Here is an 11,285-nt window from a genome sequence, read left to right on the forward strand (position 1 = left end):
GGAGGGAAACGCCATGGCCTTCGGACCCAATCCCCCATCCCTGCAGCCGCATCTCTGCGTCAAGGGCGGCATCGAGGCGATCGCCTTCTACGAGAAGGCCTTTGGCGCCGAATGCACCTTCAAGCAGATGGCCGAGGATGGCGCGCGCGTGATGCACGCCAACCTGGCGGTGTTCGGCGGCGAGATCATGCTGCACGACGACTTCCCGGAATTCGGCGGCGATGTCAGGCCGCCGCATGGCCATGGCGGCGCCAGCGTCGCGCTGAACGTCAACCTGCCGAGCCCCGCCGATGTCGACGCCGCCATCGCGCGCGCGGAAGCGGCCGGCGGGACCGTCTTCATGCCGGCAGGCGATGTGTTCTGGGGCGCTCGCTATGGCCGCCTGACCGATCCGTTCGGCCATGTCTGGGCCTTCAACGCGCCATTGGCCAAAGCCTAGCCCTCGCCAACTCCTCCCTTTATCTCCATTCATTGCCTGATCCTGAGAGAGAACCATGTCCTACGATCTCGTCGTCATCGGTACCGGCCCAGGCGGCTATGTCGCGGCCATTCGCGCTGCGCAGCTCGGCCTCAAGACGGCCGTCGTCGAGAAGCGCAAGACGCATGGCGGCACCTGCCTCAACGTCGGCTGCATCCCGTCCAAGGCGCTGCTGCACGCTTCCGAGATGTTCGAGGAGGCCAACCACACCTTCCCGGCGCTCGGCATCAGCGTCGGCAAGCCGAAGCTCGATCTGAAGCAGATGATGGTTCACAAGCAGGAGACCGTGGACGCCAACGTCAACGGCGTCGCCTTCCTGCTGAAGAAGAACAAGATCGACGCCTTCCACGGCACGGCCAGCATTCCCGCCGCCGGCAAGGTCGAGGTCAAGGCCGAAGACGGCAGCACGCAGGTGCTGGAGACCAAGAACATCGTCATCGCCACCGGCTCGGAATCCGCGCCGCTGCCCGGCGTGACCATCGACGAGAAGATCGTGGTGACCTCGACCGGCGCGCTCGAGCTCGGCTCGGTGCCGAAGGAGCTGCTGGTCGTCGGCGCCGGCGTGATCGGCCTGGAGATCGGCTCGGTCTGGAGCCGGCTCGGCGCCAAGGTCACGGTGGTCGAGTTCCTCGACCGCATCCTGCCCGGCACCGATGACGAGATCGCCAAGCAGTTCCAGCGCATCCTGCAGAAGCAGGGTTTCGAGTTCCATCTCGGCTCGAAGGTCACCAAGGTCGAGACCGGCAAGAAGGGCACCGTCGTCACCGTCGAGCCCTCGGCCGGCGGCGAGGCCAAGACGCTCTCGGCCGATATCGTGCTGGTCGCGATCGGTCGCCGGCCGAACACGGACGGGCTCGGGCTGGAAGGCGCCGGCGTCGCGACCGAGCGCGGCCGCGTGACGATCGACGACCATTTCCGCACCAACGTTCCCGGCATCTACGCGATCGGCGACGTGGTGCGTGGGCCGATGCTGGCCCACAAGGCCGAGGATGAGGGCGTCGCGGTGGCCGAGATCATCGCTGGCAAGGCCGGGCATGTGAACTATGACGCGATCCCCGGCATCATCTACACGGCGCCGGAAGTCGCGACGATCGGCAAGACCGAGGAGGAGCTCAAGGCCGCCGGCATCGCCTACAAGATCGGCAAGTTCCCCTTCACCGCCAATGGCCGGGCCCGCGCCATCCGCCACACCGACGGCTTCGTGAAGGTGCTGGCGGATGCTGCGACCGACCGCGTGCTCGGCTGCCACATCATCGGCCCGCATGCCGGCGACCTGATCGCCGAAGTGACGGTACTGATGGAGTTCGGCGGCTCGTCGGAGGACCTCGCCCGCACCTGCCACGCGCACCCGACGCTGTCGGAAGCGGTCAAGGAAGCGGCGATGGCCGTGGAGAAGCGCCAGATCCACATGTGATCTGGCCCACCGTCATTGCGAGGAGCGTAGCGACGAAGCAATCCAGGGGGACCGGGTGAGCGAGCCCCCTGGATTGCTTCGCTGCGCTCGCAATGACGGGGGGAGGGCGGGGGTCAGCCCCGCCGGGCGTGGAACGCCGTCAGCGTGTTCCGCAGCAGGCAGGCGATCGTCATCGGGCCGACGCCGCCGGGCACCGGCGTGATAGCACCGGCAACTTTTACGGCCTCAGCGAAGTCGACATCGCCGGTGAGCTTGCCGTCAGGCAGGCGGTTGATGCCGACATCGATCACGGTCGCGCCCGGCTTGATCCAATCGCCCTTGACCAGGCCGGGGCGCCCGACGGCGGCGATCAGGATATCGGCGCGGCGGCAGGTGGCGGCGAGGTCGCGGGTGCGCGAATGCGCGATCGTGACGGTGCAATCGGCTTGGAGCAGGAGCTGCGCCACCGGCCGGCCGACCAGCTCGGAGCGGCCGACGACGACGGCCTCCAGCCCCGAGAGCGAGGGCAGCACGCTCTTCACCAGCAGCATCGAGCCGAGCGGCGTGCACGGCACCAGCCCTGGCTTTCCGCCGGCGAGCCTTCCGGCATTGATCGGATGCAGGCCGTCGACATCCTTGGCCGGGTCGATCGCGTCGATGACGCGGCCGGTGTCGATATGCTTGGGCAGCGGCAATTGCACCAGGATGCCGTCGACGCTGTCGTCGGCGTTGAGTTCGGCGAGCTTGGCGAGCAGCTCCGCTTCGCTGGTCTCGGCTGGCAGGCGGTGGGCGACCGAGCTCATGCCGATTTCGGCCGCGAGCTTCTCTTTTGAGGCGACATAGACGCGGCTCGCCGGATCGTCGCCGACCAGCACGACGTGCAGGCCGGGCACGAGGCCGCGCCTGGCCTTGATCGCGGCAACCTCCAGGCCGATCTCGGCCCGCAGCGAAGCTGCTGCGGCCTTGCCGTCGATGATGAGAGCTTGCTCCGCCATGATGCCGTCCTCTTCGCCGTGAGCCGACCTCATGCGCGATCGGGGCTGCGCGGGCAAGCGCGGAAGCGACGCATCCGGCGCCGGAAGCGCCTTGCCCGGGCCGGTGGCGCCCGCTAACGATTGGTCATAAGCGGGATGGAGAGCTGACGACGTGACGACCGGTTTTGCCGCCATTCCCGCCGCCAGCGTCTATCGCCTGACCAATGCCCGTTCGCCGCTCTGCCTGATCGAGGGCGCCGATCTCGCGGCCGATCGCGACGGGTTGGCGCTGGTCGATCTCGGCATTGCCGATGGACGTGTCGCCTCGATTCTGCCGGCCGGCACGGAGACGCCGGACGCAGGGCCGGGTTTCGATCTCGACGGCGGCATCGTCCTACCGCGCCTCGTCGATGCCCATGTTCATCTCGACAAGGGCCATATCTGGCCGCGCCGGCGCAATCCCGACGGCACCTTCATGGGTGCCCTTGAGAACGTGATGGCCGATCGCGAGGCGAACTGGTCGGCGGAGGACGTGCGCACGCGCATGGAGTTCGGCCTGCGCTGCGCCTTTGCGCATGGCACCGCGGCTTTGCGGACGCATATCGACTCGGTCGGCAAGCAGATCGGGATTTCCTGGCCGGTGCTGGCTGAGCTTCGGGAGAAATGGGCCGGGCGGATCGTGCTGCAGGGCTCGCCACTCTTCGGCATCCAGCTCGCGCTCGACGGCGAGCACATGCGCGCGGTCACGGATGTGGTGAAGGCGCATGGCGACGGTATCTTCGGCTGCGTCACCTACATGATCCCCGAGATCGGCGCGGCGCTCGACATCGTCTTCCGCAACGCGATCGAGCATGGCTTCGACCTCGACTTCCATGTCGACGAGACCAACGACCCGGAAGCGCGCACGCTGGAGCACATTGCCGACGCTGCGCTCCGGCATCGCTTCGCCGGCAAAATCCTTGCCGGGCATTGCTGTTCACTCGCCGTGCAGATGCCGGAAGACGAGGCGCGGATCATCGCCAAGGTGGGGGAGGCGGGGATCGCCGTCGTCTCGCTGCCGATGTGCAATATGTACCTTCAGGACCGGCAGGGTGGCCGCACGCCGCGCTGGCGGGGCGTCACCGCGCTGCACGAGCTGAAGGCGGCCGGCGTGCCGGTGATGATCGCGTCGGACAACACGCGCGACCCGTTCTACGCCTATGGCGATCTCGACCTGATCGAGGTGCTGCGCGAGGGCACGCGCATCCTCCAGCTCGACCATTCCGGCACGGACTGGGCCAATGCGGTGGCGCGGACGCCGGCGGCGATCATGGGCCATGCCGGCAAGGGCGTGATCGCGCCCGGCCGCGCGGCCGACCTGATCCTGACCCGCGCCCGCGACTGGACCGAGTTCTTCGCCCGGCCGCAGGCCGACCGCACCGTGTTGGTCGATGGCAAGCCGATCGACCGAGCCTTGCCGGACCATCGCGAACTCGATCATCTGATGGGTCGTTCCGTATGACTACAGCCTCGTCCGTAGCCCATCCCCGTCATGGTCGGGCTTGTCCCGACCATCCACGTCTTCGCCTGCCGCGGGCACCGTTCAAGACGTGGATGCTCGCCACAAGGGCGAGCATGACGGCGGAGGATCAGCGGCTATGAGTCCCCGCTACGACATTGCCGGCCTGAAGGCCCGCCTCGGCTCAATCCGCAGCGAGGACAATCCGGCGCTGGTGAAGCAGAAGAGCCGCGACTTCTTCTGGTACTCGCCAGTGCTGAAGCGCCAGCTCGACCATGTCACGGCCGATCTCATCGTCTCGCCCACCAGCGAAGCCGAGGTGCTGGAGGTGCTCGCCGCCGCCCATGCGCTCGGCATCCCGGTGACGCCGCGCGGCACCGGCACCGGCAATTACGGCCAGGCGATGCCGCTCTCCGGCGGCGTGCTGCTCGACCTCTCCGGCTTCAACAAGGTCAAGGCGATCCATCCCGGTCGCTATGTCGCTGAGCCCGGCGCGGTCATGGCGCGGATCGACGACGAGACGCGGGCGCATTCGCGCCAGGAACTGCGGCTGCATCCCTCGACCTACCAGACCGCCTCGATCGGCGGCTTCATCGCCGGTGGCTCGGGCGGCGTCGGCTCGATCAAATGGGGCGGGCTGCGCGACTGGGGCAACATCATCCGGCTCAAGGTCGCGACGATGGAGGCGAGCCCGCGCATCCTCGATGTCGCCGGCGAGGATTTGCACAAGGTCGCGCATGCCTATGGCACCAACGGCATCATCACCGAGGTCGAGATGCCGCTCGGGCCGGCCTATGACTGGGCCGACGTCATCCTCGGCTTCGAGACGCTGCGCGCCGCGACCGAGTTCGCCAATGCACTCGGCGAGCAGGACGGCCTGGCGCTGAAGAACCTTGCCGTGGTCGCTGCGCCGATCCCGCACGACTACTTTCTGCGGCACCGCAAATTCCTGCCGCGCGAGAGCCATCTCGTCATCGTCATGGCGGCGGATTTCGCGGTCGAGGCGCTGCTCGCCTATTCCAGGCGCTTCCGCGGGGCGGAGCTGCTGATGCGCTCCGACAAGCTCACGCCCGAGGAGGCGAAGGGCCTGCCGCCGGGCTATGAGCTCGGCTGGAACCACACGACGCTCCGGGCGCTCCGGGTCGATCCGTCGATCACCTATCTCCAGGTGCTCTATCCCTTCCCGAACCAGGTCGAGCTCGTCGAGCGCATTCATGCCCGCTTTGGCGACGAGGTGCTTTGCCACCTCGAATTCGTTCGCTTCGACGGCAAGGTCACCTGCTTCGGCCTGCCGCTGGTGCGCTTCACCACAGAGGAGCGGCTGGAGGAGATCATGGCCATCCATGAAGAGATGGGCGCGCCGATCTTCAATCCGCATCGCTATACCCTGGAGGAGGGCGGCATGAAGCAGACCGACGAGCTCCAGCTCGCCTTCAAGCGCGAGGCCGATCCGCAGGGGCTGCTCAACCCCGGCAAGATGATCGCCTGGGAAGACCCGAGCTATGATTTCCGTTCCGGCAAGACCTTCCTGTTCCGCAGCCTGGCCCAGGCGGGAGTGAGTGGCTGAGATGCGCGTCCTCGTCCTCTATGCCCATCCCGATCCCGCAAGCTTCGGCGCGGCGCTGCACGGCGCGGTGGTGAAGGGGCTCACCGAAGCCGGCCATGAGGTCGATGATTGCGACCTCTATGCCGAGGGCTTCGACCCGGTGCTGAGCCAAGCGGAGCGGGTCGGCTATCATGACCTTGCCAGCAACATTGATCCTGTTGCCGGCTATGTCGCGCGTTTGCGCGCGGCCGAGGCGCTGGTTCTGTGCTTTCCGGTCTGGAATTACGGCTACCCGGCGATTCTGAAGGGATTTTTCGACCGGGTCTTCCTGCCGGGCGTTTCGTTCAAGCTGGTCGACGGCAAGGTGCGGCCGAACCTCTGGAACATCCGCAAGCTTGCTGCGGTGACGAGCTATGGCGGCACGCGCTGGCGCGCGCTCCTGATGGGTGATCCGCCGCGCAAGCTGGTCAAACGTGCGGTGCGCGCGGTTTGCCACCCCACTGCGCAGCCGCTTTATCTGGCTCATTACGACATGAATCGCGCCACGCCGGAGAGCCGTGCTAGGTTCCTGGGGACAGTGGAGAAAAAGATGCGCGCGCTCTGATTTCATGCCGCGCCTGCGTCATCACGCCGTCATGATCGCAGGCGATTTGACAGCCGGCGAAAAAATTCTTCGATCACTTTCCAAGGACCGGCTCATGACCAAGTCCCTCGAGAAAAGTGTCGGTCGGGCCCTCTTGGTGGCTGCGCGGCTGCACAGGTCGCGCATGGGCGAGCGGTTGAACGCGCTCGGGCTGTTCCCCGGTCAGGAGCAGGCGCTGAAGGCGTTGCAACCGGCGCCGATGACGATGGGCGAATTGGCGACGCTGCTGCGGGTCAAGCCGCCGACTGTTTCCAAGACGATTGGCCGGCTTTCCTTGCAGGGCCTGGTGACGCGCGAGGGCGGCGGCCGCGATGGGCGCCTCGTCCAGGTCGCGCTGACCGAGACCGGCCAGAAGACGGCCGCGGCGCTCGATGCGGTCTGGAACCAGGTCGAGGACGAGCTGCTCGAAAAGCTTGACGCCAAGGAGCGCAAGCAATTGCGCAAGCTGCTGCGCAAGGCCTCGAAGGGCCTGTCCAAGGCCGGCGTCGATGTCGACGATCCCGAGGCCGATGCGGACGAAGTCGACAGCGACGCCGCTTAATATCGAGGGCTCCAGCGCCTCTCCCGTCATTGCGAGCGTAGTGAAGCAATCCAGGGGGGCTCGCTCTACGTCCCCCTGGATTGCTTCGTCGCTGCGCTCCTCGCAATGGCGGTGGCGCACGCATAGAGCGCATGCTTCCAGGCGCTGGCTTCGCGGTATAAATCGGTTAAATCTCGTCGCGTCATTCTCCCCACGCATGACGGGACAGGACTTGCCCGCCGCTCTCTCCCACCAACCGGAAACCCGCCGCACCAGGCTGATCGCCATCGGCCTGATGTGCGCGGCGGTGATCTGCTTCTCGGCCCTCGACACCAGCGCGAAATGGCTGGGGCATGGGATGGACCCGCTGCAGGTGGTGTTCGCGCGCTATGCCGGCAGCATGATCCTGGTCTCGCTGCTGCTGAATCCGTGGAGCCATCCCGGCATCCTGCACACGCGCCGGCCCTGGCTGCAGGCCTTCCGCTCGCTGCTGCTGCTCGGCTCGACTGCGCTGAACTTCTTCGCGCTGCAATATCTCCAGCTCGCCGAGACGGTCTCAATCATGTTCGCGACGCCGCTGCTGGTGGCGCTGGTCTCGGGGCCGCTGCTCGGCGAATGGCCGGGGCCGCGCCGCATGGTGGCGATCGGCATCGGCTTCCTGGGCGTCATCGTGGTGGCGCGGCCCGGCGTGGGCGGGATGCATCCGGCGGCGCTGCTCTCGGTGATCAGCGTGTTCTGCTACGCCTTCTATTCGCTCTCGACGCGCATCCTCGCGGCCTATGATCCGCCGGAGACCACGATGGTCTATTCCGGCGCGGCCGGCACGATCGCGATGATCCCGGTCATCCCGTTCGTCTGGACCTGGCCGGACGGGTTGTCCTGGGGGCTGATGATCTTCGCCGGCGCGATGGGCGGCATCGGCCATTGGCTGCTGATCCTGGCGCACCGGCTGGCGCCGGCGACGGTGCTCGCGCCCTTCATCTACTCGCAGATCATCTGGATGATCGCGCTCGGCTACCTCGTCTTCGGGCAATTGCCGGATCGCTGGACCTTCATCGGCGCGGCGATCGTCATCGCCTCGGGGCTCTACCTGCTCTATCGCGAGCGGGTGCGGGCCGTGCCCGAAGGCTCGGCCCGGTTGGATTGAACCTCACCGTCATTGCGAGCGCAGCGAAGCAATCCAGGGGTCTCGCTCTACGTCCCCCTGGATTGCTTCGTCGCTACGCTCCTCGCAATGACGGCAACGCTCAGCCCTTCTTGCCGAGCGAGACGCCGTTCTGCTCGGCGACCCAGTCCGAGATCATCGGCACGTATTCGTCGCCGCGTCCGCCGGCGACGGCCGAGGCGTAGACGTTCTTGACGGCGTTGCCGACCGGGTTGGGCACGCCAGCGGCGTTGGCGACGCTTTCCAGATAGCGCACGTCCTTCAGCGCGTTGACCAGCGTGAACTTATGGGCCTCGCGGTCGCGCTCCAGCACGTATTTCATGAAGGTCTGGTAGAAGCCGCAATCCATCCGGCTGCCGGAGAGCACGCTGTTGAAGGTCTGCGGGGTGATGCCGATCTTTTGCGCCAGGGTGAGCGCCTCGGCGTAGATCGCGCCGTAGCCCATCGAGAGGAAGTTGTTGAGCAGCTTCATCTTGTGGCCGTCGCCGACCGGGCCGAGATGGGTGACCTTCTGCGCCCAGGCCTCGCAGGCCGGCTTGATGCGGGCGAAGACCTCGTCGCTGGCGCCGATCATGGTCGAGAGCTGGCCGAGCCCGGCCTGGGCCGGAGTGCCGCCGAGCGGCGCGTCGCAGAGATGCAGGCCCGCCTCCTCCAGCATGGCGGCGAGCTTCACCGTCGACGTCGGGTCGGAGGTCGAGCAATCGACTACGATCGTGCCGGGTTTGGCGCCGGCGATGATGCCGTCCGGCCCGCTCAGAACGGCCTCGACCTGGGCAGAGCCGGTGACGCACAGGAAGATGATCGTCGCCCGGCCGGCGAGCTCCTTCGGCGTCTTGGCTTCCGTGGCGCCGGCCGCGACCAGCTCCTCGACCGGCTTGCGGTTGCGGTGGCCCATCACGGTGAGCGGGAAGCCCTTGGCGAGCAGGCAACTGGCCATGCCCTGGCCCATCATGCCGACGCCGATGAAGCCGACGGCTTCCTTGCTGGTGCTCATCTTCAATTTCTCCGCTTTATATGAGAGGACGTAGCCGGAGCCGGACGGTTTGGCCAGTTCCTGAGAGGGGTGCATGACCACGAACGGCTACCCGCCCGAGAGCGATTCCACGGTGACGACCGGCATGCGCCTGGGCAGCGGCCGCGCCCGCGTGACGCTGCAGATCATCGCCGAGCAATTGGCTGTGTCGACCGCGACCGTCTCGCTCGCCCTGCGCAACTCGCCGCTGGTGGCGGAGGCGACGCGGCTGCGCGTGCAGATTCTCGCCCGCGAGATGGGCTACAGCTACAATCGCAGCGCCGCCTCGCTCAGGACCGACCGCACCAACATCCTCGGCGTCGGCTTCCACGACATCACCAACCCCTATTTCGCCGAGCTTCTGGCGGCGATCGAGGAGACCGCGGCCGAGCGTGGCCGCTCGATCCTGCTCGCGACCTATGGCGAGAAGCTCGACCGGCAGGAGCGGGCGCTGACCACGCTGAAGGAGTACCGGCCGGACGGCATGATCGTCTGCGCGGCCGGCGGCAGCACGGCGGAGAGCTTCACCCCCCTGATCGTGGCCGACATGCCGCTGGTCCAGCTTTCGCGCGAGATTCCCGGGCTGGATCTTGATTTCGTCGGCTCGGACGACCGGCATGGCACCGTGCTGGCGCTGGAGCACCTGATCGGGCTCGGCCATCGCCGCATCGCCTTCCTGGGCGAGAACCAGCTGATCTCGACCGCCCGGAACCGCTATGAGGGCTATCGCGACACGCTTGCTGGACACGGCCTGTCGTTCGACCCAGCGCTCGTCTATGCCGGGTATGGCACGCGCGAGAGTGGACTGAAGGGCGTCCAGCATGTGCTCGACGCCACGGAGCCGCCGACGGCGGCGATCTGCTTCAACGACCTCACCGCTTTCGGCGCCATGCTCGGCCTGCGCCATCGCGGCCGCGAGGCGGGGGCCGACTTCTCGATCGTCGGCTGCGACGACGTGCAGGAAGCCGCGCAATGGTATCCGGCGCTGACCACGATCAAGAACTTCCAGGGGGAGATGGGCCGGCGCTCGGCCGAGCTGCTGATCCGGCGCATCGCTGAACCGGCCGCGCCGGTCAGGCGCATCGTGCTGACGCCGGAGCTGGTGGTGCGCGGCACAACCGCGCCGCCACGAGCCTAAGTCAGTTTCAGGGATCATTCGCGGGCTTGGCGTTCAACGCGCGATAGGCCCGCACCACCTGCGAATCGTCGCGCGCGCCATGGCCGAGGCCGGAGCTGGCGAGGAACATCTGGTGGGCGGCCGCAGCGAGCGGCAGGGCCGTCTTGGCGGAGCGGCCGGCGTCGAGCACGATGCCGAGGTCCTTGACGAAGATGTCGACCGCGCTCGCGATCGGCGCGTCGTCGAGCAGCATGCGCGGGCCGCGATCCTTGAGCATCCACGAGGATGCGGCCGAGCCGCCCATGATCTCGAAGAGCAGGGCGCCGTCGATGCCGGCCTTTTCGGCCAGCGACAGCGCCTCGGCCGCCGCCGCGATATGGACGCCGCAGAGCAGCTGGTTGACGGTCTTCACCGTCGCGCCTTGACCGGGCTTGAAGCCGACATGGAAGACCTTGTCGCCCATCGCGTCGAGCACCGGCCTGGCCAGGGCGAAGCTCTCTTGGGTGGCGCCGACCATGATGGTCAGCGTCGCGCCCCGCGCCCCGGCGATGCCGCCGGAAACGGGCGCATCGACAAGGTGCCGGCCGGTCTTCTCGACTGCCGCCGCGATCGCCTCGGCCTCGCCGGGCGGGCAGGTCGCCATCAGGAAGACGCTGGCACTAGGCGCGAGCGCCTCAAGCGCGCCGGCCTCGAACAGCACGGAGCGGGCCTGTGCGGCGTTGACCACCATCAGCACCAGCGCGTCGGCGCCTGTGGCGGCAGCCTTGGCGCTGTCGGCGGCATGGCCGCCGGCATTGACCAAAGCCTGGCGCGCCTCCTGGCGCATGTCGAAGCCGGTGACGCGGAATTGGCGCTTGACCAGGTTCTCGGCCATCGGCGCGCCCATGGCGCCGAGGCCGATGAAGGCGATGGATTTTATGCTCACGTCGGGTCCACTCT

11 protein-coding genes are annotated in these 11,285 nt (G+C 67.3%); 8 read left to right on the plus strand and 3 right to left on the minus strand.

Annotated features, from left to right (window positions below; all coding sequences use genetic code 11):
* Positions 1 to 13: 13 nt before the first annotated feature.
* Together DWF00_RS02495 and lpdA are read left to right on the plus strand one after the other, a co-directional pair.
* Positions 14 to 439 carry a VOC family protein gene (locus DWF00_RS02495; protein WP_114830797.1) on the plus strand — a complete coding sequence of 142 codons (426 nt, stop codon included), beginning with the start codon at positions 14 to 16 and terminating at the stop codon, positions 437 to 439.
* A 55-nt stretch (positions 440 to 494) separates the two neighbouring features.
* Positions 495 to 1,892 carry a dihydrolipoyl dehydrogenase gene (lpdA, locus tag DWF00_RS02500; protein WP_114830798.1) on the plus strand — a complete coding sequence of 466 codons (1,398 nt, stop codon included), beginning with the start codon at positions 495 to 497 and terminating at the stop codon, positions 1,890 to 1,892.
* A 113-nt stretch (positions 1,893 to 2,005) separates the two neighbouring features.
* Here lpdA and folD read toward each other — a convergent pair whose 3' ends face one another.
* Entirely contained in the window at positions 2,006 to 2,866 is an 861-nt protein-coding gene (folD, locus tag DWF00_RS02505) for a bifunctional methylenetetrahydrofolate dehydrogenase/methenyltetrahydrofolate cyclohydrolase FolD (RefSeq protein WP_114830961.1), read from the minus strand.
* 151 nt (positions 2,867 to 3,017) lie between these two features.
* Here folD and DWF00_RS02510 point away from each other — a divergent pair, with 151 nt between their 5' ends.
* From DWF00_RS02510 to DWF00_RS02530, 5 genes are all read left to right on the plus strand, one after another.
* Complete coding sequence (locus DWF00_RS02510; RefSeq protein ID WP_114830799.1) at positions 3,018 to 4,346, plus strand: cytosine deaminase; 1,329 nt, start codon at positions 3,018 to 3,020, stop codon at positions 4,344 to 4,346.
* A gap of 136 nt (positions 4,347 to 4,482) precedes the next feature.
* On the plus strand, positions 4,483 to 5,910 hold the full coding sequence (locus DWF00_RS02515; protein WP_114830800.1) for an FAD-binding oxidoreductase: 1,428 nt from the start codon (positions 4,483 to 4,485) through the stop codon (positions 5,908 to 5,910).
* 1 nt (position 5,911) lies between these two features.
* Positions 5,912 to 6,493: an NAD(P)H-dependent oxidoreductase gene (locus tag DWF00_RS02520; protein WP_114830801.1), complete on the plus strand. Its 582-nt coding sequence runs from the start codon at positions 5,912 to 5,914 to the stop codon at positions 6,491 to 6,493.
* Entirely contained in the window at positions 6,447 to 7,073 is a 627-nt protein-coding gene (locus tag DWF00_RS02525) for a MarR family winged helix-turn-helix transcriptional regulator (protein ID WP_245973719.1), read from the plus strand. The genes DWF00_RS02520 and DWF00_RS02525 overlap by 47 nt, the downstream gene beginning before the upstream one ends.
* 211 nt (positions 7,074 to 7,284) lie before the next feature.
* Entirely contained in the window at positions 7,285 to 8,199 is a 915-nt protein-coding gene (locus DWF00_RS02530; protein WP_245973720.1) for a DMT family transporter, read from the plus strand.
* A gap of 100 nt (positions 8,200 to 8,299) precedes the next feature.
* On the opposite strand, the gene DWF00_RS02535 is transcribed toward DWF00_RS02530, so the two are convergent.
* Positions 8,300 to 9,211, minus strand: coding sequence for an NAD(P)-dependent oxidoreductase (locus DWF00_RS02535; protein WP_114830804.1), 912 nt, complete (start codon positions 9,209 to 9,211; stop codon positions 8,300 to 8,302).
* 73 nt (positions 9,212 to 9,284) lie between these two features.
* Here DWF00_RS02535 and DWF00_RS02540 point away from each other — a divergent pair, with 73 nt between their 5' ends.
* Positions 9,285 to 10,367, plus strand: coding sequence for a LacI family DNA-binding transcriptional regulator (locus DWF00_RS02540; protein ID WP_245973721.1), 1,083 nt, complete (start codon positions 9,285 to 9,287; stop codon positions 10,365 to 10,367).
* A gap of 7 nt (positions 10,368 to 10,374) precedes the next feature.
* Here the strand turns inward: DWF00_RS02540 and DWF00_RS02545 are convergent, their stop codons facing one another.
* Positions 10,375 to 11,271, minus strand: a complete 897-nt coding sequence (locus tag DWF00_RS02545; RefSeq protein WP_114830805.1) for an NAD(P)-dependent oxidoreductase — start codon at positions 11,269 to 11,271, stop codon at positions 10,375 to 10,377.
* Positions 11,272 to 11,285 lie beyond the last annotated feature (14 nt).

The sequence above is a fragment of the Allobosea caraganae genome, assembly GCF_003351345.1.
Taxonomy (GTDB): domain Bacteria; phylum Pseudomonadota; class Alphaproteobacteria; order Rhizobiales; family Beijerinckiaceae; genus Allobosea; species Allobosea caraganae.

Bases quoted from the DNA above. Each gene is read 5' to 3' on its own strand.
- DWF00_RS02495 (WP_114830797.1), top strand. From the start codon at position 14: ATGGCCTTCGGACCCAATCCCCCATCCCTGCAGCCGCATCTCTGCGTC.
- lpdA (WP_114830798.1), top strand. From the start codon at position 495: ATGTCCTACGATCTCGTCGTCATCGGTACCGGCCCAGGCGGCTATGTC.
- folD (WP_114830961.1), bottom strand. From the start codon at position 2,866: ATGGCGGAGCAAGCTCTCATCATCGACGGCAAGGCCGCAGCAGCTTCG.
- DWF00_RS02515 (WP_114830800.1), top strand. From the start codon at position 4,483: ATGAGTCCCCGCTACGACATTGCCGGCCTGAAGGCCCGCCTCGGCTCA.
- DWF00_RS02520 (WP_114830801.1), top strand. From the start codon at position 5,912: ATGCGCGTCCTCGTCCTCTATGCCCATCCCGATCCCGCAAGCTTCGGC.
- DWF00_RS02535 (WP_114830804.1), bottom strand. From the start codon at position 9,211: ATGAGCACCAGCAAGGAAGCCGTCGGCTTCATCGGCGTCGGCATGATG.
- DWF00_RS02540 (WP_245973721.1), top strand. From the start codon at position 9,285: ATGACCACGAACGGCTACCCGCCCGAGAGCGATTCCACGGTGACGACC.